Annotated in this window: 20 protein-coding genes; 8 read left to right on the top strand and 12 right to left on the bottom strand. The window is 72.6% G+C overall.

Going from position 1 to position 25,152, the window contains the following annotated elements; all coding sequences use genetic code 11:
- Positions 1 to 15: 15 nt before the first annotated feature.
- Together mycP and SGFS_RS44915 are read right to left on the bottom strand one after the other, a co-directional pair.
- Entirely contained in the window at positions 16 to 1,257 is a 1,242-nt protein-coding gene (gene mycP / locus SGFS_RS44920) for a type VII secretion-associated serine protease mycosin (RefSeq protein ID WP_286258263.1), read from the bottom strand.
- Positions 1,254 to 2,198 (bottom strand): hypothetical protein, encoded by a 945-nt coding sequence (locus tag SGFS_RS44915; protein WP_286258262.1) that lies wholly within the window; start codon positions 2,196 to 2,198, stop codon positions 1,254 to 1,256. The genes mycP and SGFS_RS44915 overlap by 4 nt, the downstream gene beginning before the upstream one ends.
- A 2,899-nt stretch (positions 2,199 to 5,097) precedes the next feature.
- On the opposite strand from SGFS_RS44915, the gene SGFS_RS44910 reads away from it, so the two are divergent.
- Complete coding sequence (locus SGFS_RS44910; RefSeq protein ID WP_286258260.1) at positions 5,098 to 6,300, top strand: amino acid deaminase/aldolase; 1,203 nt, start codon at positions 5,098 to 5,100, stop codon at positions 6,298 to 6,300.
- A gap of 197 nt (positions 6,301 to 6,497) precedes the next feature.
- Here the strand turns inward: SGFS_RS44910 and SGFS_RS44905 are convergent, their stop codons facing one another.
- From SGFS_RS44905 to SGFS_RS44885, 5 genes are all read right to left on the bottom strand, one after another.
- The gene (locus tag SGFS_RS44905; protein WP_286258258.1) at positions 6,498 to 7,061 is read right to left on the bottom strand and encodes a GNAT family N-acetyltransferase; all 564 of its coding nucleotides are present in this window, start codon (positions 7,059 to 7,061) and stop codon (positions 6,498 to 6,500) included.
- 73 nt (positions 7,062 to 7,134) lie between these two features.
- Positions 7,135 to 8,052 (bottom strand): DUF2510 domain-containing protein, encoded by a 918-nt coding sequence (locus SGFS_RS44900; RefSeq protein ID WP_286258257.1) that lies wholly within the window; start codon positions 8,050 to 8,052, stop codon positions 7,135 to 7,137.
- A 65-nt stretch (positions 8,053 to 8,117) separates the two neighbouring features.
- A complete protein-coding gene (locus tag SGFS_RS44895; protein ID WP_286258256.1) occupies positions 8,118 to 8,900 on the bottom strand; it encodes a 3-oxoacyl-ACP reductase in 783 nt (260 codons plus the stop codon).
- Positions 8,897 to 10,300, bottom strand: a complete 1,404-nt coding sequence (locus tag SGFS_RS44890) for an aldehyde dehydrogenase family protein (RefSeq protein ID WP_286258254.1) — start codon at positions 10,298 to 10,300, stop codon at positions 8,897 to 8,899. Before SGFS_RS44890 ends, SGFS_RS44895 begins: the two co-directional genes overlap by 4 nt.
- Positions 10,301 to 10,325: 25 nt before the next feature.
- Positions 10,326 to 11,684 (bottom strand): glutamine synthetase family protein, encoded by a 1,359-nt coding sequence (locus SGFS_RS44885; protein WP_286258252.1) that lies wholly within the window; start codon positions 11,682 to 11,684, stop codon positions 10,326 to 10,328.
- Between the two features lie 152 nt (positions 11,685 to 11,836).
- Between SGFS_RS44885 and SGFS_RS44880 the strand changes: the two genes are divergently transcribed.
- Entirely contained in the window at positions 11,837 to 12,571 is a 735-nt protein-coding gene (locus SGFS_RS44880) for a FadR/GntR family transcriptional regulator (protein ID WP_286258251.1), read from the top strand.
- A gap of 89 nt (positions 12,572 to 12,660) precedes the next feature.
- Positions 12,661 to 13,377 (top strand): gamma-glutamyl-gamma-aminobutyrate hydrolase family protein, encoded by a 717-nt coding sequence (locus SGFS_RS44875; protein ID WP_286258250.1) that lies wholly within the window; start codon positions 12,661 to 12,663, stop codon positions 13,375 to 13,377.
- On the opposite strand, the gene SGFS_RS44870 is transcribed toward SGFS_RS44875, so the two are convergent.
- Together SGFS_RS44870 and SGFS_RS44865 are read right to left on the bottom strand one after the other, a co-directional pair.
- A complete protein-coding gene (locus tag SGFS_RS44870) occupies positions 13,322 to 14,377 on the bottom strand; it encodes a phosphotransferase family protein (RefSeq protein WP_286258249.1) in 1,056 nt (351 codons plus the stop codon). The two genes, SGFS_RS44875 and SGFS_RS44870, sit on opposite strands and share 56 nt — an antisense overlap.
- A gap of 255 nt (positions 14,378 to 14,632) precedes the next feature.
- On the bottom strand, positions 14,633 to 15,556 hold the full coding sequence (locus tag SGFS_RS44865) for a LysR family transcriptional regulator (RefSeq protein ID WP_286258248.1): 924 nt from the start codon (positions 15,554 to 15,556) through the stop codon (positions 14,633 to 14,635).
- 70 nt (positions 15,557 to 15,626) lie between these two features.
- Between SGFS_RS44865 and SGFS_RS44860 the strand changes: the two genes are divergently transcribed.
- Positions 15,627 to 16,766 carry an SLAC1 family transporter gene (locus SGFS_RS44860; RefSeq protein WP_286258247.1) on the top strand — a complete coding sequence of 380 codons (1,140 nt, stop codon included), beginning with the start codon at positions 15,627 to 15,629 and terminating at the stop codon, positions 16,764 to 16,766.
- On the opposite strand, the gene SGFS_RS44855 is transcribed toward SGFS_RS44860, so the two are convergent.
- Positions 16,693 to 17,415, bottom strand: a complete 723-nt coding sequence (locus SGFS_RS44855) for a helical backbone metal receptor (RefSeq protein WP_286258246.1) — start codon at positions 17,413 to 17,415, stop codon at positions 16,693 to 16,695. The two genes, SGFS_RS44860 and SGFS_RS44855, sit on opposite strands and share 74 nt — an antisense overlap.
- Positions 17,416 to 17,419: 4 nt before the next feature.
- Positions 17,420 to 17,998, bottom strand: coding sequence for a helix-turn-helix domain-containing protein (locus SGFS_RS44850; protein WP_286258245.1), 579 nt, complete (start codon positions 17,996 to 17,998; stop codon positions 17,420 to 17,422).
- Between the two features lie 720 nt (positions 17,999 to 18,718).
- Here SGFS_RS44850 and SGFS_RS44840 point away from each other — a divergent pair.
- The 3 genes from SGFS_RS44840 to SGFS_RS44830 all read left to right on the top strand — a co-directional run bounded on the left by SGFS_RS44840 (position 18,719) and on the right by SGFS_RS44830 (position 22,468).
- Positions 18,719 to 19,657 (top strand): 5'-3' exonuclease, encoded by a 939-nt coding sequence (locus SGFS_RS44840; protein ID WP_286260370.1) that lies wholly within the window; start codon positions 18,719 to 18,721, stop codon positions 19,655 to 19,657.
- A gap of 226 nt (positions 19,658 to 19,883) precedes the next feature.
- Entirely contained in the window at positions 19,884 to 20,729 is an 846-nt protein-coding gene (locus tag SGFS_RS44835; RefSeq protein ID WP_286258243.1) for a siderophore-interacting protein, read from the top strand.
- Positions 20,730 to 20,866: 137 nt separating this feature from the next.
- Positions 20,867 to 22,468 carry a serine hydrolase gene (locus SGFS_RS44830; protein WP_286258242.1) on the top strand — a complete coding sequence of 534 codons (1,602 nt, stop codon included), beginning with the start codon at positions 20,867 to 20,869 and terminating at the stop codon, positions 22,466 to 22,468.
- A gap of 70 nt (positions 22,469 to 22,538) precedes the next feature.
- On the opposite strand, the gene SGFS_RS44825 is transcribed toward SGFS_RS44830, so the two are convergent.
- Complete coding sequence (locus tag SGFS_RS44825; RefSeq protein ID WP_286258241.1) at positions 22,539 to 23,339, bottom strand: N-formylglutamate amidohydrolase; 801 nt, start codon at positions 23,337 to 23,339, stop codon at positions 22,539 to 22,541.
- A 228-nt stretch (positions 23,340 to 23,567) separates the two neighbouring features.
- Between SGFS_RS44825 and SGFS_RS44820 the strand changes: the two genes are divergently transcribed.
- A complete protein-coding gene (locus tag SGFS_RS44820) occupies positions 23,568 to 25,127 on the top strand; it encodes an amino acid permease (RefSeq protein ID WP_286258240.1) in 1,560 nt (519 codons plus the stop codon).
- Positions 25,128 to 25,152 lie beyond the last annotated feature (25 nt).

Here is a 25,152-nt window from a genome sequence, read left to right as displayed (position 1 = left end):
TCGCGGCGGTTGTCGTCAGACGGCGTATTCGTCGTCGGGTTCGCCGAACTCCTCCGGGCGGCTCCGGCCGCGCCACAGCACCACCGCGGTGACGAGGAGGACCACGCCGAGGCCGCCCGCGGCGGGGGCGGCCCAGCCGGAGGTCTCCTCGTCGTCCTTGACCGGGTCGGGCCCTGAGCCGAAGTACTTCCGGCCGTACGCCGCCGCCCTGAGGTCCTCCGGCTTGAGTTTGCCGGCCGCCGTGATGGCGGCGGCCGGGTCGACGAAGCCGAAGCCGCGGGAGTCGTCGTGGCCGCTGTTCGGGGCGTTGCGGGCGGTGTCCTCAAGGAGCCGTTTGACCTGGGCGGGGGTCAGGTTCGGGTGGGCCGCCTTGATGAGGGCGACGGCGCCGGAGACGAAGGCCGCGGCGGCGCTGGTGCCCCAGCCCTCGTAGTACTTGCGGTCCGGGTCGGCGATGACGACGTCGTCGCCGGGGGCGCTGACCGTGGCGTACCAGCGGCGGGTGGAGAACGAGGCGCGGATGCCGTCCTCGTCGACGGCGGTCACGGCGATCACGCCCGGGTAGGCCGCCGGGTAGGAGATGTGGTCGCCCTTCTCGCCGCCGTTGCCGGCGGAGGCGACGACGACCGAGCCCTTCTTGAGGGCGTACTGGACGGCGGAGTCCTCCGAGGGTTCGGGGTGGGCTGACTTGGAGTCGTCGCCGAGGGAGAGGTTGATGACGTCGGCGCCCTGGTCGGCGGCCCAGCGGATGCCTTCGGCGAGCGCGTTGCCGCGGGTGCTGCGGGCCTTGGCGCGAGCGGGGTCTCGGTCTTCGAGGATGACGCGGACGGGGAGGATCCTCGCCTCGGGGGCGATGCCGAGGACCCCTGCGTCGTTGCCGGCGCCGTGACCGTGTCCGGCGATGATGCCGGCCATGGCGGTGCCGTGCCGGGCCCAGGCGCGGTCGCCGCGCGAGGCACCGAAGCCAACCATGTCCTTGGTGGGCAGGACGTTGCCGGTCAGGTCGGGGTGTTCGTCGTCGACGCCCGTGTCGAGGACGGCGACGGTGATGCCGTCGCCCTTGGTGGTGCGCCAGGCATCCTGGGTGTGCATGGCGTCCAGCGCCCACTGCTGTTCCCGGATGCTGTCGGCGTGGGCGGCGGTGGCGGGCAGGAGCGCGAGGGAGCCGGCGAGGGAGACGCTCAGCAGCCCGGCTCTGAGGCCGGTCCCGCGATGGGGCCTGGAGCCCTTGCTCTCGGGGTTCGTGGGGGGCGTCATGAGGGCTGCTCCGTGGCGGATGCGGCGGTCTTGCGCAGGCCTCGTTCGACGCGGTCGGCGAGGCCCTTGGCCTCGTGGCCGAGGCCGGACTGGGCGGGGGCCGTGGTGGCGTCGGAGCGCATGGCCTCCTCGGCGGGCTGCGGTTCGCCGACGGTGCGGCCGTCGGCGAACCCGGAGACGGCGTAGACGACGACCGGGACGTCCGTGAGCACGGAAATCGTCCAGGAGGCCCGCTGGCCGTCGCCGAAGTCCCCGGCGACGGTGTTCTCGGCGGCGTACGGGCGGGGCATCAGGTCGGTGCGCCGGTCCAGGCCCTCCTTCTCGAAACGGGTCCGGAGGGAGTCCATGCCCGTCGCGTCGGCGTCGGTGAACATCAGGCCGACGGTGACGACACTGCTGCGGGTCGCGTCGGTGTAGGTGGCGCGGAGCAGGCGGGCGCAGCCGACGGGGGCGAGTGCCTTGCGCAGCAGCGGGTCGAAGGCGTCGGCGCAGCCGCTGTCGGGGGCGACGGCGATACGAGTCCAGGTCCGTTCGGTGCCGCCGGGGCCGGCGCCTTCGCCCTCCACGGTGGGCGGGAACAGTTGGTCGACGGGCACGCTGTGCCACAGTCCGCCGGCGGTCGCGAAGGCGCTGCGGGTGTCCTCCGGCCCCGAGTCCCCGGTGAGCCAACTGCCCGCCGCGGCACCGCCGATGAGCCCCAGACCCAGCACCACGCACGCGGCGGCGGCCACGGCACGGGCGCCGAAGGGCCGGGAACGGCCGCCATGGTCCTCGGGTGCCGCCCAGGGCGAGGCGGGCGCCGACGTGTCGGGCTGCGCGAAGGTCACGAAGGGCCGCCCCGACGCCCCACCGAGCACCGCGTCGATCGCCTCGGCGGAACGCCGCGATGCCCCTGTCGGCGGCTGCCAGCCACCGGGCCGGTCGTCCGGGCGGGAATGCATCCGCGCCCCCGGGACCGACTCACCACGCCGGGCGCCATCGGCTACGCGGGGTGCCTCCGGCGGAAGGGGTGGCGTGCCGGTGGGTGCGTCACCGGGGCGGGGGGCCGCCGACGGGCGGGGTGGGGTGCCGGGGGGTACGTCGGGGCGGGGTGCGCTAGGGAAGGAGGGCGTGTCGGCGTCCGTACGGGGAGCGGGCGGACCGGGGGGACGGGGCGGAGTGGACTGCGAGGCGTCGGTGCGGGGGCCGGTCGGGAAGCGCGGGGAGCCCGAGGGTGCGGCTGTGCGGGGCGCCGACGGGAAGGGGGTGGCACCCGGGGGCACGTCCGCACGACGACCCGTCGGGCGGGACGGCGTGGACTGGGACGCGTCGGTGCGGGGGCCCGTCGGAAAGCTCTGGGCACCCGAGGGTGCGTCCGTACGCGGACCTGACGAGCGGGGCGGCGTGGCCGAGGACGCGTCATCCCGGGAGCCCGTCGAAAAGCGCGGAGCCCCCGAGGGTGTGGCTGTGCGGGACGCAGTCGGGAAGGACGTGGCACCCGGGGGCACGTCCGCACGACGACCCGTCGGGCGGGACGGCGTGGACTGGGACGCGTCGGTGCGGGGGCCCGTCGGAAAGCTCTGGGCACCCGAGGGTGCGTCCGTACGCGGACCTGACGAGCGGGGCGGCGGGGCCGAGGACGCGTCATCCCGGGAGCCCGTCGAAAAGCGCGGAGCCCCCGAGGGTGTGGCTGTGCGGGACGCAGTCGGGAAGGACGTGGCACCCGGGGGCACGTCCGCACGACGGCCCGTCGGGCGGGGCGGGCTGGACTGGGGCGCGTCACCGCTGGGGCCCGTCCCGAAGAGCGGAGCGCCCGTGGGTACGTCGGGGCGCGGCGTATCCGCCCTGGGGGGCCCTGCGGGGCGGGGCGGGACACGACCGGGTGCGTCGGAACCCTCGGATCCGGGTGCCGTCGCGCCGACAGGGCCCGTGGGCCGGTGCGGGGCGCCGACGGGTGCCGTCGGGGTCGGTCCGGCGGGGTGGGCGGGGTTGCCGCCCGGGCGCTGCGGAGGGGTCTTGCGGGTCGACGGCGGGGCGTCCGGGAAGCGCGCCGAGGCGGGGGGCGGCGGGGCCGTCGACCCGCCGCTGCGGCGGAAGTCGGAGAACCGGGGGTGCTCGGCCCGCCGCTGCGCGGCACCACCCTCGCCGGCGTCCGTGGAGCCATGCCCTGGCCGCTGAGCGTCCGACCGGGCGGCGCCCCATGAGGGGGCCGACCCGGGGCGTGTCGCATCGGAGGAGGGCGTTGCCCGGCCAGGGTGTGCGGGGCCGGACGAAGCCGCGGGACGTGCGGAACCGGGCGCGGGCGCGGGCGCGGAACCGTCCGAGCCGCCGCGTCCGGGCTGCTGAGGCGGCCTGCCAGCGGGCACGGAGTCGGGCGAGGCCGTGGGGCCGCCCGGGTTGTCGGGGCCACCCGGTGACATCGGTCCGCTGCGCCTTCCCGCACCGGGCGTGCGCACCGCGCCGCCGGGCCCTACTGAGTCCGGCACAGCCGTCGTTCTGCCCCGGCCACCGGAACCGGGCGCGGGCATGGACCCGCCACGGCGAGCGTCGGAGTCCGGCGACGCCGCCGATCCGCCGAGGCCTTGGGCGCCCCGCGCACGCGCCGAGTTTCCGGGCTCCGCGGAGCTCCTCGAAGTCGTCGGCCTGCCCGGCTCCCCCGAGTCGCGAAAAGCCGCCGGTCCCTTGGGGCCGTCGGAGCCACCACGGCCTTCTGGCCCACTGGACGCAGTGAAGTCGTACGAGGGCTCAGGGCCGGTGGCCGCTCCGGGACGCCGCGGGTTCCGCGCATCGCCCTTGGCTGCCGCAGGACCCGAGGTGGGCCGGCGGTCCGAGGATCCGCCCGATGTGGGCGTACCACCCACCACCGGCGGGCGCTCCGGGCGCCGTGGCACGGTGGGGGTGCTGTCGGGTGACGGTGCGCGGACCGGCCGGGGCGGCGGTGCAGCGGACGTGCCGCCCGGCGACGGATCACCGAGCGGGCGGGCCGGTGGCACAGCGGACGTGCCCCCCGGCGCAGGCGCGCGAACGGGCCGCGGCGGCGGCGTGACAGACGCACCGCCCGACGACGGCACACGAACCGACCCGGGCGGCGACCCAGCAGCGGACCCCCCTGGCGAGGGCGCGCCAACCGGCCGGGGCATCGACGCCGACGTCGAGCTCCTCCCGGGCGGGACCTGGTTCGATGAACCCCCAGCCGGTCTGGAGTCGTATGCCAGGGACCGAGCGGAAGCGGAATCCGTCGGCGGCACGTCGTCGTACCGCGAGGGCGGAGCGGAAGCAAAATCCCCCAGCGGCTCGGCGTCGTACCGCAGAGGCACGGTTGAGGTGGCATCCCTCGGCTGCGAGGGCTCTCCGCCCCGCTCCGGTGCGGGCTCGCTCGGGCGGGGTGTCCGGCGTTGCAAAGGCGTGCCCGCGGCTCCTCGGGCCGAGGTGGCGTCCCATGCCTCCGCGCTGTCGAGCGAGTGGCGCGGGGCGATGTCGTCCTGGGCCGGCGGTATCGGTGGGCGCGGGGGGATGGAGGCGCGGCGCGCTTCCGTGCTCATGCACCCCCCGTTTCCTCGTACCCGGGACGCCCGGCGGGTCGACCGGGCGTTCGACCGCCTGTGGAGAGCGGTCGTTGCGTGTGGTGGGGCCCCGGCGCGGGCGGGCCGTGGCCGGACCACAGGCGAGGCCGCGCCTGTGGCGACAGCCCAGGCAAGCCCTACCCGTGGCAGCGGATCGGCATCCCCGTCGAGGTCGTCCCTGCGTGCGCGTCACTCTACGGGTTGACGCCGGTGCAGCGGGAACCAGTCCGCACCTGCCGCGGCATCTGCCCGGAACGTCCCCCTACCCTGCGGTAATCATGTCTGGCAGGCTTCGTTCATGACTGCCCGCGCCGCCGACCGCGCCCGCTACGACCGGGCCACCGCTCATCTCGACGCGCCTCTCGCGATCGTCGACCTCGACGCCTTCGACGCGAACGCCGACGATCTCGTGCGCAGGGCCGGCGGCAAGCCGATCCGCGTCGCGAGCAAGTCCGTTCGCTGCCGGACGCTGCTGGAGAGGGTCCTGGCCCGTGAGGGCTTCCAGGGGATCATGTCGTTCACCCTCGACGAGTCGTTGTGGCTGGCGCGTTCCGGGTTCGACGACATCCTGCTCGCCTATCCGTCGGCCGACCGCGAGGCCTTCGCCGAGCTGGCCGGTGATCCGAAGCTGGCCGCCGCCGTCACCGTCATGGTCGACGACCCCTCGCAGCTCCAGCTGATCGACGACTCCCGGCGCGGTGGTGCCGAAGTGGTGCGCGTGTGCCTGGAGTTGGACACCTCGCTGAAGCTGTTCGGGGGGCGGGTGCGGGTCGGTGCCCTGCGGTCGCCGCTGCACTCGCCCGCCGAGGTGGCCCGGATGGCCCGCGCCGTCGCCGGGCGCCCGGGGTTCAAGCTGGTCGGGATCATGGCGTACGAGGGGCACATCGCCGGTGTGGGCGACTCGGTGGCCGGGCGGCCGTTCCGGTCGCGTGCGGTGCGGCTGATGCAGGCCACCGCGAAGAAAGAGCTGGCCGCGCGGCGGGCCGAAGTGGTGCGTGCCGTACGGGCGGTGGCGCCGGACCTGGAGTTCGTCAACGGCGGCGGCACGGGCAGTGTGCAGCACACGGCGGCGGAGGACTCGGTCACCGAGATCGGCGCCGGGTCGGGGCTCTATGTGCCTCGGCTCTTCGACAACTACACCTCGTTCAGCGGGCGCCCGGCCGCGCTGTTCGCCATGCCCGTCGTACGGCGTCCGGGGGTCGGGGTCGTCACGGTCCTGGGCGGTGGTTACCCCGCCTCCGGGGCGCCCGGCCGGGACCGGCTGCCGGTGCCGTATCTGCCCGAGGGGCTGAAGTACGACCCGCAGGAGGGCCCGGGCGAGGTGCAGACGCCGCTGCTGGGCGCGCCCGCGGACGATCTGCTGCTCGGCGACAAGGTGTGGTTCCGGCACGCCAAGGCCGGGGAGCTGTGCGAGCGGTTCGACGTGCTGCACCTGGTGGAGGGCGACGAGGTGACGGCGACCGTGCCGACGTATCGCGGCGAGGGCCACACGTTCCTCTAGGGCGTGTTTCGAAAGTGGCGTCGTCCGCCCGGAGGGCGGGGCCCGCGGCGTCCGGTGCGGTGCATCGCAAGGCGGAGGGTCGTCCGCGTACTGGGCGTACGCGGACGATCCCGACAACGCGGCGAGGCGCCGTGCCAGGCGTCGCGGGGCAGACGGGACTTTCGAAACACGCCCTAGGGCTCCGGGCACCGAGCCTGTCAGAGTTCGCCGAGCGAGTGGCGTTCGGCGAACTCCGGGGCCGTCATGCCGAAGCGCACCACGTCGTGATGGCGTCCGGCGAAGAACTCGTGGTCACGCAGCCTGCCTTCCTCGACGAAGCCGAGGGAGCGGTGCAGCGCGAGCGACGCGTCGTTGAAGGCGTACACGCTCGCCTCGCACTTGTGATAGCGCCGTTCGCCGAACATGAAACGCAACAGGAGCACGACCGCCTCGGAGGCGTACCCGCGTCGCTGGTGATCCGCGCCGACGCCGATGCCGTAGGCGAATCGTCCGGCGCGCGGGTCGGCTTCGTGCGTCGAGATGCCGCCGACCGGCTCGCCGCCGTCCAGGGCCTCGATCGCCAGGCGGAAGCAGTCCCCGACAGGATTGGCGACGGCCTGCTCGGCCGCCCGGACGCGGTAGCTCTCCGCGGAACGTGGCGGATGGAGCACGTCGCCCGACCGCTGGTGTTGTGCATGGCCGTCGAACCGCATGGACGCCTGCCAGTCCTCCGGCTCGATACCCCGCAGCCGTACGCGCTTGCCCGTCCAGTAGGTGCTCATTCCACCTATGTCAGCAGGGGCTTCAAGGGTCCGTCCAACGATTTCGGGCTCGCCCCGGCTTCCGCGCGGCCGTTCACGAGGGGCCGATGCTGCTGCCCACTCCGCCGTCCGTGCCACCGTCGTCCACCGGCCGGATGCCCTTGACGATCTCGTCGATGTCGTCGACGGGCGGGGCCTCGTCGCGCGCGTCGAGGGCGAACCGGACCAGGACCGGCGCACCGGAGCCGCTGCTGGACGGGAAGACGAGGGACTGGACGTAGCCGCCGGGGCCCTCGTCGGTCGTGACCCGCCAGCGGACGAAGTACCCGGCGCGGCCCGCGACCGCGACCGCGCCGGAGCCGACCACCTTGTGCCCGGTGATGTCGCCGTACGGGCGCTGGTCGTCCCACTTGCCGGGGCCGTACGCGGCGTTCGCGGCGTCCTCGATGTCGGCCTCGGCGAGGACCTTCGGGGAGGTCTCGTCGCTGCCCGTGATCGTGCGCGAGACGACGCGGCCGTCCCGGCACACACTGCCTTCGCCGGGGCAGTGGTAGGTGTCCGGGGTGATCAGGACCGCGTCGTCCTCGAGGGCGTCCTCGGCGGTGGTCCAGCCGTCGAGGATCGGGAAGCTGATGCCGTTGAGGTCGTCCACGGCGGTGGTCGGGGTGCCCGAGGGGGACGGGGAGGCGGGCTCCGAGGTGCTCTCGTCGTCGGGCTCGGAGGACTTGGCCGTCGGCGCGGTGCTCGTCCGTCGCTGTGCTTCGTCGTCCTTGCCGAGGAGTACGACGGCGCCGGTGACCGCCGAGGCGACGAGCACCGCCCCGGCCGCGGCCAGCGCGACGACCTTGGTGCGCCCGGGGCCTTTGGCGGCCACCGCCTGCGGCTGGGCCGAGGGCTGCTCGGACACGTCGGGCTGGCGGCGGTGGTCGGTCCACGCGTTTCCGTCCCACCAGCGTTCGGTGAGCGGGTAGGACGGATCGCGGTACCAGCCGGGCGGAGGCGAACTGCTCATCCCGGCACTCTAATCACATCGACTGTGTGGGATCCCCGCGGTCGGGGACCCCACGACGGCGAGGCCTACAGCGGTGTGACGTACGCGCCCGAGATGCCACCGTCGACCAGGAAGTCGGTGGCGTTGACGAAGGACGAGTCGTCGCTGGCGAGGAAGGCGACCGCGGCCGCGATCTCCGTGGCCTCGGCGAACCGGCCGACCGGGATGTGCACGAGCCGGCGCGCGGCCCGCTCCGGGTCCTTGGCGAACAGCTCCTGGAGGAGGGGGGTGTTGACCGGTCCGGGGCACAGGGCGTTGACGCGGATGCCCTCCCGCGCGAACTGCACGCCCAGCTCGCGGGACATGGCCAGCACACCGCCCTTGGATGCCGTGTACGAGATCTGGGACGTGGCGGCGCCCATCCTCGCCACGAAGGACGCCGTGTTGATGATGGAGCCCTTGCCCTGGCGCCGCATGTAGGGAATGGCCGCCTTGCAGCACAGGTACACGGAGGTGAGGTTGACCTCCTGGACGCGCTTCCAGGCCTCCAGGCCGGTCTCCAGGATGGAGTCGTCGTCGGGCGGCGAGATGCCCGCGTTGTTGAAGGCGATGTCGACGCTGCCGTAGGTGTCGTACGCGGTCTTGAAGAGCGCCTCGACCTGCTCGGGGTCGGTGACGTCGACCTTCACGAAGATCCCGTCGACCTCCTCGGCGACCGCCTTGCCGCGCTGCTCGTCGACGTCGCCGCAGACGATGTGCGCGCCCTCGGAGGCGAGCCGGCGGGCGGTGGCGAGGCCGATGCCGCTGCCGGCGCCGGTGATGACGGCGGTACGGCCGACCAGTCTGCGGCAGATGTTTTCTGAGGTCACTGTGCGGGGCCCTCCGTGCTGATGAAGACGTTCTTGGTTTCGGTGAAGGCGGTGAGCGCGTCCGGGCCGAGTTCACGGCCGATCCCCGACTGCTTGAAGCCGCCGAAGGGGGTCCAGTAGCGGACGCTGGAGTGGGAGTTGACGGACAGGTTGCCCGCGCGCACGGCCTGGGAGACCCGCAGCGCGCGGCCGACGTCCCTGGTCCAGATGGAGCCGGAGAGGCCGTACGGCGTGTCGTTGGCGAGCCGGATCGCGTCGGCCTCGTCCTCGAAGGGGAGGACCACGGCGACCGGGCCGAAGACCTCCTCGGCGGCCACGCGCGCGTGGGGCTCGACTCCGGTGAGGACGGTCGGCGGGAACCAGAAGCCGGGGCCCTCCGGGGCCTTGCCGCGGATGCCGGGAGCGTCCGGGTCGACGTACGAGCGGACGCGGTCCAGTTGGAGCCTGGAGATCAGCGGGCCCATCTGGGTGGCCTCGTCGGCCGGGTCACCGACGCGGACGGACTCGATGCCGGGGGCGAGGAGGTCGAGGAAGCGGTCGTAGGCGGAACGCTGTACGAGGATGCGGGTACGGGCGCAGCAGTCCTGGCCGGAGTTGTCGAGGAACGACATGGGGGCGGCCGCGGCGGCTGCCTCCAGGTCGGAGTCGGCGAAGACGATGTTGGGGCTCTTGCCGCCGAGTTCGAGGGTGACGCGCTTGAGGAGCGCCGAGCCCTTGGCGAGGACCTGCTTGCCCACGGCGGTCGAGCCGGTGAACACGATCTTCGCCACGCCGGGGTGCTCGACGAGGGCGTTGCCCGCGACGGGCCCGTGGCCGGGCAGCACCTGGAACAGGCCCTGGGGCAGCCCGGCCTCCGCCGCCAGCTCCGCGAGGCGGAGGGCGGTGAGCGGGGTCGTCTCGGCAGGCTTGAGGAGCACCGCGTTGCCGGCCGCGAGCGCGGGGGCGACTCCCCAGGCCGCGATGGGCATCGGGAAGTTCCAGGGGGCGATGACGCCGACGACGCCGAGGGGTTCGAGGAACGTGACGTCGAGGCCGCCGGCGACCGGGATCTGGCGGCCGGTGAGTCGCTCGACGCCGCCCGCCGCGTAGTCGAGCAGGTCGCGGACGTTGCCCGCCTCCCAGCGGGCGTTGCCGATGGTGTGACCGGCCTCGCGGACCTCAAGGCGGGCGAGCTCTTCGAGGTGCTCGTCCACGGTCGCGGCGAAGCGGCGCAGCAGCCGGGCGCGGTCGGCGGGGGCCAGGGCGGCCCACACCCGCTGGACCTTCGTCGCCAGCGCGACGGCAGCGTCCACGTCGGCCGGGGTGGCGGCCGGGACGGTGGCGACGACCTCCTCGGTCGCGGGGTTGAGCACCTGGAGCTGCTGCTCGTGCTGCCGGGACTGCTCGGACTGTCGGGACAAGAGAGGGCCTCTCACAGGGGGGTGGTCACAGACGTTCGAAGGAGCGGCGCAGCTCCCAGTCGGTCACGGCGGCGTCGAAGGCGGCCAGTTCGACACGCGCCATGTTGAGGTAGTGCGCGACGACCTCGTCGCCGAAGGCGGCCTTGGCGATCGGGCTGTTCTCCCACAGCTCGGCGGCCTCGCGCAGGGTGGTCGGCACATGCGCGTAGTCGGCGGCGTACGCGTTGCCCTCGCACACGTCCGGCAGCTCAAGCTTCTGCTCGACGCCGTAGAGCCCCGCCGCGACGAGGCCGGCGACGGCGAGGTGCGGGTTGACGTCACCGCCGGGGAGCCGGTTCTCGAACCGCATGGAGCGGCCGTGGCCGACGACCCGCAGGGCGCAGGTCCGGTTGTCGTAGCCCCAGGCGACGGCGGTCGGTGCGAAGGAGCCGGGCTGGAACCGCTTGTACGAGTTGATGTTGGGCGCGTAGAGCAGCGAGAAGTCGCGGAGCGCGGCGAGCTGCCCGGCGAGGAAGTGCCGCATGACCTGGGACATCCCCGGACCGTCGGCCATGACGTTGGTGCCGTCGGCGTCCGCGAGCGAGAGGTGGATGTGACAGGAGTTGCCCTCGCGCTCGTTGAACTTCGCCATGAAGGTGAGCGACACGCCCTCCTGGGAGGCGATCTCCTTGGCGCCGGTCTTGTAGATCGCGTGCTGGTCGCAGGTGACCAGGGCGTCGTCGTACTTGAAGGCGATCTCGTGCTGGCCGGGGTTGCACTCGCCCTTGGCGGACTCGACGGTCAGCCCGGCGGCCGCCATCTCGTTGCGGATCCGGCGCAGCAGGGGCTCGATTCGGCCGGTCCCGAGGACCGAGTAGTCGATGTTGTACTGGTTCGCCGGGGTGAGGTTTTTGTAGCCGGCGTCCCAGGCCTGCTCGTAGGTGTCCTTGAAGACGATGAATTCCAGCTCGGTGCCGACCTTGGCCGTGTAGCCCAGTTCGGCGAGGCGCTCCAGCTGGCGGCGGAGGATCTGCCGGGGGGCGGCGACGACGGGCGAGCCGTCGTTCCAGGCGAGGTCGGCGATCAGCATCGCCGTACCCTCGTTCCAGGGCACCCGGCGCAGTGTGCTCAGGTCGGGGTGCATGGCGAAGTCGCCGTAGCCGCGGTCCCAGGAGGACATGGCGTAGCCGTCGACGGTGTTCATCTCGGTGTCGACGGCGAGCAGGTAGTTGCAGCCCTCGGTGCCGTGGGCGAGGACGTCGTCGAGGAAGAAGCGGGCGGCGAACCGCTTGCCCTGGAGGCGCCCTTGCATATCGGGGAAGGCCAGGACGACAGTGTCGATCTCGCCGCCCGCGACGAGGGCGTGCAGTTCCTCGACGGTGAGCGGTGCTGTGCGGTCTGCCACGGGGAGGCCTCCTTGGGCTTGCTACGGCTGTGGCGCGTTCTGCACGTTCTTTCCCGTGCTGTGCGCTCTACGCGCTCCTCGCGCTTCAAACACCGGACCGGGAGTCATAAGGTATTGCCGAGAACCATTGCTTGGGAAGGGGGCACGGCCAGATGTCGGTGGACGCTGACGGCGGCCCGGAGGACCGGCTCACTCCGGTCCTGCGGCCGGTACGGGCCGGCAACGGCTTCGAGGAGGCCCTGGAGCAGATCCTCCAGGTGGTACGGCTGGGCCTGGTGCCCGGCGGGGAGCGGTTGCCCGCCGAGCGGGAGCTGGCGGAGCGGCTCGGCATCAGCCGGGTGACGCTGCGCGAGGTGCTGAAGGTGCTCCAGGACCAGGGGCTGGTGGAGTCCCGGCGGGGTCGCTACGGCGGCACGTTCGTCCTGCCGCGCACCGACGCGGGCGGCGAGGACGAGCTGCGGCGCCGCATCGCCGAGGTCGACATCGAGGATGTCCTGCGCTTCCGCGAGGTGCTGGAGGTGGGCGCGGCGGGGCTGTGCGCGGCGCACGGGCTGACCGACGAGCAGGCGGACCGGCTCCGCGACGCGCTGACCCGCACCCGGGACGCGCCCCTCGCGGAGTACCGCCGCCTGGACACCCTGCTCCACCTCACCCTCGCGGAACTGTGCGGCTCACCGTCGCTGACCGCCCAGTACGCGGCGGTACGGGCGTCCGTGAACGACCTGCTCGACTGCATCCCCCTGCTGGTACGGAACCTGGAGCACTCGCAGCGCCAGCATGTGGCGCTGGTCGAGGCGGTGCTGGACGGGGACGCCGACGGGGCCCGCGAGATCATGCGGGAGCACTGCTCGGGGACGGCGGCGCTGCTTCGCGGCTTCCTGACGTGAGGAGAGACGATGGGGTGGGGCTTGCGGGCAGCCGCCCCACAAAGGTATGACCGTGCTCCATTGAGTAGGGGAAGAGCAGGGAGAACCTCGTGGCCAGGCCGCTGATCGGTGTGAGTACGTATCTGGAGTCCGGTGCGCGCTGGGGGGTCTGGGAGCTGGAGGCCGCTCTGCTGCCCGCCGGTTATCCCCGTCTCGTCCAGGCGGCGGGCGGGCTCGCCGCGATGCTGCCGCCGGACGATCCGTCGTACGCCGCCGAGGCCGTCGCCCGGCTCGACGGCCTGGTCATCGCGGGCGGCCCGGACGTCGACCCGTCCCGGTACGGTGCCGAGCGCTCCCCGCGCACCGGTCCGCCGGCGCCGGAGCGGGACGCCTGGGAGCTGGCGCTGATCCGGGCGGCGCTGGACGCGGATCTGCCCCTGCTGGGCATCTGCCGGGGCATGCAGCTGCTGAACGTCGCTCTCGGCGGCACGCTGATCCAGCACATCGACGACCACGTCACGCAGGTCGGCGTCTTCGGCCGGCACCCGGTGAAGCCGGTGCCCGGCACCCGGTACGCGGAGATCGCCGCCGAGGAGACCGCCGTGCCGACCTATCACCACCAGGCGGTGGACCGGCTCGGGGAGGGGCTGCTGGCGTCGGCGTACGCGGAGGACGGCACGGTGGAGGCGATCGAGCTCAATGGACGGCGTTGGGTGCTGGGGGTGCAGTGGCACCCGGAGATGGGCGAGGACCGGCGGGTGATGCGGGCCCTCACCGAAGCCGCGTCCCGGGGTGCGCGCCAGGTGGCGTCCCGAGGCGTCTCCTGAGCCACTCCAGGGCCGCCTCGCCCTGGGCCCGCTGGAAGGGGCGCAGGGTCGGCAGGCCCGGGGGTGGGGGCTCCAGGGCGCTCGCGACGAAGTAACCGGCGAGGGCCGCGAGGGTGGCGGTCACCCCGGCCGGGTCGGCGGACCGCCCCAGCGGGTGGGCCGTGAACACCTCCTCCGGGTCGGGCCCGCCCTGGGCCCTCACGCTGGGCAACATCAGCAGCAGGTCGAACCAGGGCGCCGCCGCGCTGCGGACGTGCGGCCAGTCGACGAAGACGGCCCCGCCGGCCGGTGTCAGCAGGATGTTGTCGGCGCGCAGGTCGCAGTGGGCGAGGCTGTCGCCGCCGGCCGCGTCGCGCCAGGTGGCGGAGAGTTCGACGAGCAGGCGGAGGTTGCGCGCGGCCCAGGGGTCGAGTTCGGCGAGCCGGTCCAGGCGGTGGCGGTGGGCGTTGTGGTCGTCGTGCTCGCTGCTGTCGGTTTTGTCGGTGCCGTGGAGCAGCCGGTGCCAGCCGCTGAAGGTGTCCGTGAGGGACTCGGTGAGGGGTGGGGCGTCGAAGGCGGCCGGGGCGGCGGCGAGTGCGCGGCCGAGTGCGGCCACGGCGTCGAGCACGAGCGTCAACTCGTCGTCTTTCCATGGGACTTGGGGTTGTCGTCCCGGTACGTCCTCCAGGACCAGGGCGACCCAGGTGCCGTCGTCGTGCGTGCCGAGGAGGCGGGGTGCCGGGACCCCCGGCGGCAGTGCGGCGGTGTTGCGTGCCTCGGCGCGGTGGATGTTCGGGCTGTCCGGGTTGACGTCGGCGCTCACGGCTTTCACGAAGGCGCGGTGGCCTCCGGCCGCGGTGACCCTGGCGGCGACGCCGGGTGAGAATCCGCCGGGCTGTGTCACCGCCGTGACGACGGGCGCGCGGAGGACCTCCGCGACGGCCTCGCGGACCGTGGCGGGGAGGGCTTCCCAAGGGGCGCGGACGCCTGCGGCGGGCGGGGCGGGGGGAGGGGGCGACATGTCGGAATGGTGGGGTGTGGGGGTGGGGAGACGCGAGCGCTTTTTACCGGCCGAGTCTTCTTCGTCGTTACCGGCCGAGTCTTCTTCGTCGTTACCGGCCGAGTCTTCTTCGTCGTCCCCGCCGCTGCGTCTGAGAGCTCGGGGGGGGCGTGGGTGGTTTGGCGGGTGCGGGTGCGTCGTGGTTGCTCGCGCGGTCCCCCCGCGCCCCTAAAGATCACGGCCCTCCGAACCCCCGCCACCCGCCCCGACTCCCCCTCAACCGCCGGACGCCCCCTTCGTCAACCCCAACAAATCCCGCGCGGGCCCCGCCGGTCGATGCCCCGTAGGCCACACCGCCCGCAACGCCCGCCGAAACCGCACACCCTCCACCGGAATCGACACGAGCCGCCGAGCGGACAGCTCCTCCCCCAGCGCCAGTTCGCTCAGCACCGCCGGCCCCGCACCACTCAGCGCCGAGGACTTCACCGCCGTCGTGGAGGACAGCTCGATCAGCGGCCGGGCCAGACCTCCCAGCGCCGTCTCCAGCACCTGCCGCGTCCCGGACCCCTTCTCCCGGAGGATCAGCGGCGTGGACGCCAACTCCCGCGCGTCCAGCGGCTTGCGGCGACGTGCCCAGGGGTGTCCGGGTGCCGTCACCACGATCAGGTGGTCGTGGGCGATGACGGCAGCGTCCAGCCCGGCCGGGACGTTCAGCCCCTCCACGAACCCCAGATCCGCCTCGTCCGCGAGCAACCGCTCCGCCACCGCCGCCGAGTTCCCGGCGAGCAGCGACACCGCCGTGTCGGGCCGCGCGGCGCGCAGCGCGATCAGCCAGCCGGGCAGCAGATACTCGGCGATGGTCATGCTCGCGGCGACCCGCAGGCGCGAGTCCCGCCGGTCCCGCAGCGCCTGCGCCCCGGCGTCGAACGCCTCCGCCGCCTCCACGATCCGCCGCGCCCAGTCCGTGACGAGCGCCCCCGCGTCCGTGAGCCGCGACCCGCGCGGCGACCGGTCGACCAGGGCCACGCCCAGCTGCCGCTCCATCGAGCGGATCCGGCTGCTCGCCGCCGGCTGGGTGATGCCCAGCTCCCGCGCGGCCCGCCCGAGCGAACCCAGCCGGGCGACGGCCAGCAGCAGTTCGAGGGCCCCCAGCTCCGGCACCCGATGGGCCAGCCCGCCCCGCTCCTCATGCTCACTCATAACCCCAGCTTATGCCCCCATACGAACAAGGTCCCTGGTGGGCCGGGCCCAGCGGCGGGACGCTCGACGCATGGTCACCGCAGTCCGCCCGCTCCCCGTCCACCGAGTGCGACCGGCTCCCCGTACGGCCGCCCTCCGCCACCTCGGCCCCAACTGGTACGCCCCGGTGATGGGCACCGCGATCGTGGCCACCGCCGGAGCCGGACTGCCAGGGCCCACCGCTGCCCTTCGGCCGGCCCTCACCGCCCTCTGGGCACTCGCCCTGCTCGCCCTCCTCGCTGTCCTCCTCGCCCGCGCCCTCCACTGGCTCCACCACCGCGACCAGGCCCGCGCCCACCTGCTCGACCCGGCCGTGGCGCCCTTCCACGGCTGCCTCGCCATGGCCCTGCTCGCCGTGGGCGGTGGCGCACTGACCCTCGGCGCGGACTGGATCGGCATCGGGGCCGCGGTCGCTCTCGACGCCGTGCTGTTCACCGCCGGTACGGCCGTCGGGATCACCGCCGCCGTAGCCGTCCCGTACCTGATGGTCGTCCGGCACCGCATCGAGCCGAGCGGGATCACCCCGGTGCTGCTCCTGCCGCTCGTCGCCCCGATGGTCTCCGCGGCCCTCGGCCCGCTGCTCCTCCCCCACCTGCCGCCCGGCCAGGCCCGGCCGACCCTCCTCTTCGGGTGCCTCGCGCTGTTCGGGCTCAGCCTGCTGGGGACGCTGCTGGTGCTGCCGCTGGTCTTCGGGCGACTGGTCACCGTGGGGCCACTGCCGCTCGCCCTGACCCCGGCCCTGTTCCTGGTTCTCGGCCCGCTCGGCCAGTCGACGACCGCGGTCGGCAACTTCGCCGACGCGGCGCCCAGCGCCCTCAACACACGACTCGCCGTCCTCTACGGCGTACCCGTCATCGGTTTCGCCCTGCTCTGGCTGGCCCTCGCCACGGCGATGGCGGTGCGGGCCCGGCGCCGGGGCATGGGGTTCTCGATGACGTGGTGGGCGCTCACGTTCCCGGTGGGCACCTGCGTCACCGGCGCCGAGGGGCTGGCCCGGCACACGGGACTCGTCGCCTTCGACGCCCTCGCCGTCGCGCTCTACGCCCTGCTCGTCGTGGCCTGGGCGACCGCCGCCGCCCACACCGTCCGCGGCCTCGTCAGCGGAGAGCTGCTCGCAGGGCCGCGCCGAGCACCCGCGGCGCCTCGGCCAACGACGGCCCGTACCAGGTGAGATGACGTCCGCCGACCATCGCGCACGGCACGTCCGGAAACTCCTCGGGGCCGTCGTCGGCGGTGAACCGGTACGGCTCGTCCGGCAGCACCACGACCTCGGGCCCGGCTGCCCTCAACTCCCCCACGGGCACCCGCGGATAGCGCTCCGCGTGCCCGGCGTACAGGTTGTCGACGCCGAGCCGCGCCAGCACGTCCCCGGCGAAGGTGTCCCGCCCGAGCACCATCCAGGGCCGCCGCCAGACGGGCACCACGGCGGTCGTACGACGCTCGGGGACCGGCAGCCGGGACCAGGTCTCCTCCGCTTCCTCCAGCCACTCGGGCCGGGTCCGCGCCCCGCACGCCCGCAGCACCCGGTCCAGCTCGGTGAAGGCCTGCGGCACGTCCCGCACCTCGGTCACGAGGACCTCGACGCCCGCCTCGCGCAGCGCGGTCAGGTCGGGCTCGCGGTTCTCCTCCTCATTGGCGATCACGAGGTCGGGAGCCAGCCGTACGATCGCGTCGACCTGGGGGTTCTTGGTCCCGCCGATACGGACGACGTCAAGAACACCCGGGTGGCTGCACCACTCGGTGGCACCGACAAGCGCACCGGGCAACGAGACGGCGACGGCCTCGGTCAGCGAGGGAACCAGCGACACCACCCGTGGCACGACCTCACGCCCCCTGCCGGTGACGGTCCTCCAGGGCCTCGATGTGGTCGGCGACAGCCACGACGATCACTCGGGTGTCGGGCTCGGTGGCCCGCCACCGGTGTCGTACGCCGCCACTCATGTACAGCGTGTCACCGCGGCCCAGGCGGTGGGCACGGCCCTCGGCCTCGACCTCCACCGCACCGTCGGCGACATACATCAGCTCGTCGTTGCGGTGCTGGACCTCGCGGCCCTCGTCGTGGTCGCCGGTGAACTCCATGGCGTGCAACTGGTGGTGACCACGCACCAGGGAGCGCGAGTGGGACTCGGGGGGCGCGTGACCGTCGTCCTCGGCGCGCACGACATCGACGCTGCACGCCGGGTCGGCCGCGGCGAGCAGTTCGACGGCGGTGGTGCCGAGGGCGTCGGCGATGCGCTCCAGGGAGGGCCTGCTGGGGCGGGCCCGCTCGTTCTCGACCTGGCTGAGGAAGGGAACCGACAGGCCACAGCGCTGGGCCACGACGGCGAGCGTGAGCTCCTGTGCCCGGCGCCGCCGCCGGACGGCCGCACCCACCCGGAGGGGCTGTTCTTTATGGTCGCCCATCGCTCCGGCTCCCTCCTTCGCTCGTCGGTCCGTTACAGATACACCACTGTCCCGCCACCCATCGCACGCACGATCCCTGATGAGTTCTCTGCACCCTACGCATGTTCGGCAAACCGTTTCATGCGCCCGTCACATCCCCGTAAACCCGAAGAGGTCCGAGGCTCACAGTTCACGCCAGCACCCCAGGGGCCCACCACCCTCTCCACCACCCCGTAGCCCCCGGTGGGTCCGCCGCCGCCACCTCCCACGGCACCCACGCCCCACGCCGCGGTTGTCCGGATCTCTCCCGTACACCAGTACGAAACCACTGCACATGTACGACAGCCCCCTGCAAGGGGCGCGAGGACCTGTGCGAGGCAGCCACAAAGATCCCGCACCCGCAAGGCAGGCCCACGACGACACAGATCCGGCCCGGACGACGCAGATCCGGCCCGGTTCCACAGTGATGGACGCGGTCGGTCACGGCGGCCGTGGTGCCGTCCGCGCGCGGTTGCGTACGGAGGGCACCGGCTCGGAGCCGCTTGACCGCCTCGTCGGGGCGTCTGCAGGTGCTCCCGGTCTGCGCACGGTTGAAACGCGACCGGCGCCGCTCCGGGGCCACTCCCGCCCGGGACCCGAGCAGGCAAACGCGACAGCGGCCCGGTCCACAGAGCGTTCGCGAGAGCGTTCAGACCCGCCACGTACGGTCGCCGGGGCCGTGTGTCAGTGGTGTACGGCATGATGCGGGGCGTGACCCGACGCCTGATGCTTCTCGACACCGCCTCGCTGTACTTCCGCGCCTATTTCGGAGTGCCGGACTCCGTGAAGGCCCCGGACGGCACCCCGGTGAACGCCGTGCGCGGGCTGCTCGACTTCATCGACCGCCTGGTCAAGGACCACCGGCCGACCGACCTGGTGGCCTGCATGGACGCGGACTGGCGGCCGCAGTGGCGGGTCGACCTGATCCCGTCCTACAAGGCGCACCGTGTGGCCGAGGAGCACGAGGTGGGCCCGGACGAGGAGGAGGTGCCGGACACGCTGTCACCGCAGGTGCCGATCATCGAGGCCGTGCTGGACGCGCTGGGCATCGCGCGCGTGGGCGTCGAGGGGTACGAGGCGGACGACGTGATCGGCACGTTCACGGCCCGTGCGAAGGACCCGGTCGACATCGTCACCGGCGACCGCGATCTGTACCAGCTGGTCGACGACGGGCGCGGGGTGCGCGTGCTGTATCCACTCAAGGGCGTGGGCACACTGCAGCTCACCGACGAGGCGTGGCTGCGCGAGAAGTACGGTGTGGACGGCGCGGGTTACGCGGATCTCGCGCTGCTGCGCGGCGATCCGAGCGACGGCCTGCCCGGGGTGCCCGGCATCGGCGAGAAGACGGCCGCGAAGCTGCTGGACCAGTTCGGCGACCTGGCGGGGATCATGGCCGCGGTCGACGACCCGTCGGCGAAGCTCACCCCGGCCCAGCGCAAGCGGCTCGACGAGGCGCGGCCCTATGTCTCGGTCGCGAGGGGGGTCGTACGGGTCGCGGGAGACGTACCCTTGCCGGACGTCGACACGGCGCTTCCGCGCGACCCGCGGGATCCAGCCGTGCTGGAGGCACTCGCGGCCCGTTGGGGCCTCGGGGGATCACTGCAGCGGCTACTCACGACGCTTCAGGTGACGACGCCGTAGACAGCCGTTAGATGTAGATGGCTATAGAGGGCTGTAGAGGGCTGTAGATATGGGGGCGTGCGCCCCATGGGCGGGGCGTACGCCGGGGGTGGGCGACACTTCGGTTGTGAGTCCAATGAGGCGCGTCTCACACCACGAAGTTCTCGTTGAGTCCTCAAGCATGAGGTGTGAACCAGGGGGAGATGCTAACTTAGGTAAGCCTTAGCAAGATATTTGGGAGGCCGTCATGGCAGAGCGCCCGGGACGCAGGACACCGAAGCCCCACTCCGCTCGAGTCGTCCGCACCGAACGGCTGACGCCGCACATGCAGCGCGTCGTGATCGGTGGCGACGGTCTCGCCGAGTTCGCCACGCGGGGCAGCACCGACCACTATGTGAAGCTGCTCTTCGGCGCCGAGGGTGTCACGTACCCGGAGCCCTTCGACATGGAGCGGATCCGCGCCGAGTTCCCCCGGGACCAATGGCCGGTGACCCGGACGTACACCGTGCGTGCCTGGGACACCGAACTGCGCGAGCTGACCATCGACTTCGTCCTGCACGGCGACGAGGGCCTCGCCGGCCCGTGGGCAACACGGGTCCAGCCGGGCGACCTCGTCCGCTTCGTGGGCCCCGGCGGCGCCTACGCCCCCGATCCGACCGCCGACTGGCATCTGCTCGTCGGCGACGAGAGCGCCCTGCCCGCGATCGGCGCGTCCCTGGAGGCGTTGCCCGACGGCGCCCGGGCCGTCGCGATCGTCGAGGTCTCCGGCCCCGAGGAGGAGCAGAAGATCAACTCCGATGCGGAGGTGATCTGGCTGCACCGCGGCGACCGGCCGATCGGCGCGGCACTGGTCGAGGCCGTACGCGCGATGGAGTTCCCGGCGGGCCGGCTGCACGCGTTCGTGCACGGCGAAGCAGGCTTCGTGAAGGAACTGCGCCAGCTGCTGCGCGTCGAGCGTGCCGTTCCGCGCGAGGACATCTCGATCTCCGGCTACTGGCGCCTCGGGCACAACGAGGACGGCTGGCAGGCGACCAAGCAGGCGTGGAACGCACGCGTGGAGGCCGAGCAGGAGGGCACGCCGACGACGGCATAGACCCCCAGGGCCTGGCGGGGGCATCCGGCGGACGCGCGGGTGATCCCGGCGGACGCGCGGGGACACCCGGCGGTCCGCACCGGGCCCCACGACCGCCCCGCAGGACAAAGCCCACCCCACCGGCTTCAATGGTGTACATGGGTGTTCGGCGCACAAGGACACACCGCGGAAGCAGGACACGGGTCGCCACGGGCCTGGCCTCGCTCCTCTTCCTTGGCAGTGCCTCCGTCGGCGCGGGCGCGGCGCCCGCCGCCGATCCCCCACCCCAGCCGCCTCCCCAGCTCACGCGGGACGACGTCGACAAGGCCGCCGAGTCGCTCGACTCCATCGTGGAGCGCGGGATGGAGCGCACCGGAGTCCCGGGGGTCGCGGTCGCCGTGGTCCACAAGGACAAGGTCGTGCGCATCGACGGCTTCGGCAAGCGGCAGGTCGGCAAGGACGCCCAGGTCGGACCGGACACGGTCTTCCAACTCGCCTCCCTGTCCAAGCCGTTGGCCTCGACGGTCGTCGCCGGGGCCGTCGGCGACAAGGTCGTCGCCTGGAACGACGAAGTCGCCGAGCTCCTCCCGGACTTCGCCCTCAAGGACCGCTGGGTCACCGAACACGCCACCGTGGCCGACCTGTTCGCGCACCGCAGCGGGCTGCCGGACCACGCCGGTGACCTCCTGGAGGACCTGGGCTACGACCAGGAGTACATCTTCCGGCACCTGCGCCTGGAGCCCCTGTCGCCGTTCCGGGCGAGCTACGCGTACACCAACTTCGGTGTCACGGCGGCGGGCGAGGCCGTCGCCGACGCGGCCGGGACGAGCTGGGAGAAGCTGTCCGAGGACCTCCTCTACAAGCCGGCCGGCATGGACGCCACCAGCTCCCGCTTCAGCGACTACGAGAACGCCGAGAACAAGGCCGTCACCCACGTCCGCGCCGCCGACGGCACCTGGGAGGCCAAGTACGTCCGCGACCCCGACGCCCAGTCCCCGGCGGGCGGCGCCAGCTCCACGGTCCGCGACATGTCGCTCTGGCTGCGCCTGCAGCTCGCCGACGGCAAGCTCGGCGGTGACCGGATCATCGCCGCCGACCCGCTGGAGCGCACCCACCTCCCCGAGGTCGTCTCCCAGCCGCCGCCCGCCCCGGCTGGCCGCGCGGGCTTCTACGGCCTGGGCTGGAACGTGAGCTACGACGACCTCGGCCGCCTGCGCCTCAGCCACTCCGGCGCCTTCGCGCTCGGCGCGCACACCAACGTCACGATGCTGCCCGGCGAACAGCTCGGCATCGTCGTCCTCACCAACGGCGAGCCGATCGGACTCGCGGACGCCATCGCGGCCGACTTCATCGACACGGCCCAGCACGGCATGCCGACCACGGACTGGCTGGCCCTGATCGGCAAGGTCTACGCGCAGACCGACGCGGCGGAGCGCTCCCCCACCGACTACACCGAGCCCCCGGGCGACGCCGCCGACCCGCGCGCCGACTCCGCCTACACGGGCACGTACCGCAACTCCTACTACGGCCCCCTCACCGTCACCGAGTCCGACGGCGAACTGACCATGGCCCTGGGCCCGAAGCCCACGCGGTTCCGCCTGACCCACTACGACGGCGACACCTTCTTCTTCGAGACGGTCGGCGAGAACGCCACCGGCCCGTCGGGCGTCACCTTCCGCGGCGACGGAAACGGCAAGGCCACCCAGGTGACGATCGAGGCATTCGACAAGAACGGGCTTGGGACGTTCAGGCGGGGCTGAGCGCAAGGTTCTTCGTGGTGTCAGACGGCAGTCCAGACGGGGCTGAGCGCACGCACGGTTCTTCGTGGCGTCAGACGGCGGTGACCTCATCGACCAGCTCGGCCAGCGCCTTGGCGAGTGTGCCGACACCGGGGCCCGCCGGGCCGCCCGGCTCGGTCATATAGACGTCCCGGCGGATCTCGATCATCAGGGCGCTCACGCGAGCGTCATTCCCGTAGTACCTCATCGGGACGTACGCGCCCGCGAAAGGGCTGTTGACGCCGGTGCCGCCGAAGCCGGCGAACGCCTTCTCGGCGCGGGCCAGCAGCTCGGCCGGGGTGTGGAAGGGGTCGTGGCCGAGGCAGACGGGCGGGCGGGGGCCCTTGCCGTGGAGTTCGTAGGGCAGTCGCTCGGTGGGGTACGAGTGCACATCGACGACCACGGCCCGCCCCACGGCCGCCAGCCGCTCCGCCACCGCGTCGGTCATGGCCGCCGCGTACGGGTGGAAGTAGCGCCGGACAAGCGGTCGGCCGTCGTGGTCGGCGGGACGGAGGTCCTCCCGGTGCGTGGTCCGGGTGTAGACCGCCCCCATGCCGACGGCCAGCATCTCCTCGCGTTCGTCAGGGAACCTCTCCGGGTCGACGACCAGACGTGACAGCTGGTTGACGAATCTCCAGGGCCGCGTGGCCGACCGCTCGGCGGCCTCCTCGGCGATCCGGTCCGTGTACGCGTCGGTGATGTGGTCCAACTCCCGTTCCAGCGCGGGGTCATCGAGGAGAATCCCGGCGCGTACGTCCGCCGGGATCACCCGCGAACCGTGCGGGACGTGCAGGATCACAGGGGAGTCCGGCGCTCCCGGGACCAAACGGTAGGACGCCGATGCGTCATTCATCAAAGGTTCCCCGTCCCTCATCCATCAAAAGTTCCTCGTTCCGTGCGGTGTTGTTCGCGGCCGAGCACCCCTGTACTGGTCCACAGCCGTAGTACACCCCGGCAGCGGGTGCGTGAGGACTTCGGCCCGCCCCGGACACGGCTGTGTGACGCCGACGAAACAGGGCGTCCCTAATTTCTGTCGCTCGACAGGAATTCTCGTGCCGCAGTGCGAAAGCAGGTTGCCGCCATGACGAGCACCGCCCGCGCCGATGTCCGCCCCGACCCACCTCACTCCCCCGACGACCACTCCCTCGATGAGTTCGGCTACCGCCAGGAGCTGCACCGCAGCCTGGGCCGGTACGCGTCGTTCGCCGCCGGGTTCTCCTTCATCTCGGTACTCACGACCGTCTTCCAGTTCTTCGCCTTCGGGTACGCGTTCGGCGGCCCGGTCTTCTTCTGGGCCTGGCCGGCGGTGCTGGTCGGCCAGTTGCTGGTGGCCGCGTGCTTCGCGGAGCTGGCCGCGCGCTATCCGATCTCGGGCGCGATCTACCAGTGGTCCTCCCGGCTGTCGAACCCGACCTTCGGCTGGTTCGCCGGCTGGATCATGGTGATCGGACAGATCGTGGTGGTCGCGGCGGCGGCACTGGCGCTGCAGATGGTGTTGCCGGCGATCTGGTCGGGCTTCCAGCTCGTCGGGGGTGATCCGACGCCCACCTCCGCCAGCGGGGCGGCGAACGCGGCCGTCCTCGGCGTGATCCTCCTGGCGCTCACCACGCTCGTCAACGTCCTCGACAACCGGGTGCTGTCCCTCGTCAACCGTGTCGGGGTGACCGCAGAGATCATCGGCGCCGTCCTGATCATCGTGCTTCTGCTGACCCACTCCGAACGCTCCCCCGGCATCACCTTCCACACCGCCGAGGGAGGCGGCAACGGCCTCTTCGCCGCCCTGCTCGTGGGCTCCTTCACGGCGGCGTACGTGATGATCGGCTTCGACAGCGCGGGTGAGATGAGCGAGGAGACCCACCATCCACGCCGTACCGCGCCCCGCACGATCCTCACGGCGCTCGGCTCGGCCGGTCTCCTCGGCGGTCTCATCGTCCTCGGCGGCCTGCTCGCCGCGCCCAGCCTCACCGACGGGAAACTCGGCGTGGACGGCCTGAGCTACGTCCTGACAAGCAGCCTCGGCGAAGGCGTGGGCCGGGTCCTGCTGGCCGACGTGGTGGTGGCGATCACGGTGGCGACGCTCGCCATCCAGACGGCGGCCTGCCGCATGCTCTTCTCCATGGCCCGCGACGGCCAACTCCCCTTCGCCGCACGCCTCGCCAAGGTCAGCCCACGCACGGGCATGCCGAACGCCCCGGCTGTGGTCGTCGGCCTCCTCTCCGCCGCCCTCCTGCTCCTCAACTTCGCCTCCCCGGAGGCCTTCCTGGCCATCGGCACCACCTGCATCGTCATGCTGTACCTGGCCTACGCGATGGTGACCGGCCCCCTGCTCGTACGACGCCTGAAGGGCACCCTCACCTCCACCACCACCGACGAGACGGGCAAGCCCCTGTTCTCCCTCGGCCGCTGGGGCATCCCCGTCAACATCCTCGCCCTGCTCTACGGCCTCTTCATGACGGTCAACCTGGCCTGGCCGCGCGCGGAGGTGTACGACCCGGCGGGCGGGCATTGGTACTTCCAGTGGTTCACGGTGTTGTTCTTGTTGGTCACGGTGGGGGGCGGGGCGTCGTATCGACTGATGCGTGGACAGCGCGTGCGCTCTGCTGCGGAGCATGCTCCGGCTCTTCCGGAATCGACTCCATAGCCGCGGCCGTGTCCTGGTGCGTCGG

Source organism: Streptomyces graminofaciens (genome assembly GCF_030294945.1).
GTDB classification, from domain to species: domain Bacteria; phylum Actinomycetota; class Actinomycetes; order Streptomycetales; family Streptomycetaceae; genus Streptomyces; species Streptomyces graminofaciens.
Note: the sequence above shows the minus strand (reverse complement) of the source record. Positions and strands in the feature narration are given on the sequence as shown.

Coding starts and splice junctions, on each gene's coding strand:
- SGFS_RS44825 (WP_286258241.1), bottom strand. CDS start 23,339: ATGAATGACGCATCGGCGTCCTACCGTTTGGTCCCGGGAGCGCCGGAC.
- SGFS_RS44915 (WP_286258262.1), bottom strand. CDS start 2,198: ATGCATTCCCGCCCGGACGACCGGCCCGGTGGCTGGCAGCCGCCGACA.
- SGFS_RS44830 (WP_286258242.1), top strand. CDS start 20,867: ATGGGTGTTCGGCGCACAAGGACACACCGCGGAAGCAGGACACGGGTC.
- mycP (WP_286258263.1), bottom strand. CDS start 1,257: ATGACGCCCCCCACGAACCCCGAGAGCAAGGGCTCCAGGCCCCATCGC.
- SGFS_RS44905 (WP_286258258.1), bottom strand. CDS start 7,061: ATGAGCACCTACTGGACGGGCAAGCGCGTACGGCTGCGGGGTATCGAG.
- SGFS_RS44870 (WP_286258249.1), bottom strand. CDS start 14,377: ATGTCGCCCCCTCCCCCCGCCCCGCCCGCCGCAGGCGTCCGCGCCCCT.
- SGFS_RS44820 (WP_286258240.1), top strand. CDS start 23,568: ATGACGAGCACCGCCCGCGCCGATGTCCGCCCCGACCCACCTCACTCC.
- SGFS_RS44880 (WP_286258251.1), top strand. CDS start 11,837: ATGTCGGTGGACGCTGACGGCGGCCCGGAGGACCGGCTCACTCCGGTC.
- SGFS_RS44910 (WP_286258260.1), top strand. CDS start 5,098: ATGACTGCCCGCGCCGCCGACCGCGCCCGCTACGACCGGGCCACCGCT.
- SGFS_RS44840 (WP_286260370.1), top strand. CDS start 18,719: ATGCGGGGCGTGACCCGACGCCTGATGCTTCTCGACACCGCCTCGCTG.
- SGFS_RS44900 (WP_286258257.1), bottom strand. CDS start 8,052: ATGAGCAGTTCGCCTCCGCCCGGCTGGTACCGCGATCCGTCCTACCCG.
- SGFS_RS44865 (WP_286258248.1), bottom strand. CDS start 15,556: ATGAGTGAGCATGAGGAGCGGGGCGGGCTGGCCCATCGGGTGCCGGAG.
- SGFS_RS44850 (WP_286258245.1), bottom strand. CDS start 17,998: ATGGGCGACCATAAAGAACAGCCCCTCCGGGTGGGTGCGGCCGTCCGG.
- SGFS_RS44835 (WP_286258243.1), top strand. CDS start 19,884: ATGGCAGAGCGCCCGGGACGCAGGACACCGAAGCCCCACTCCGCTCGA.
- SGFS_RS44860 (WP_286258247.1), top strand. CDS start 15,627: ATGGTCACCGCAGTCCGCCCGCTCCCCGTCCACCGAGTGCGACCGGCT.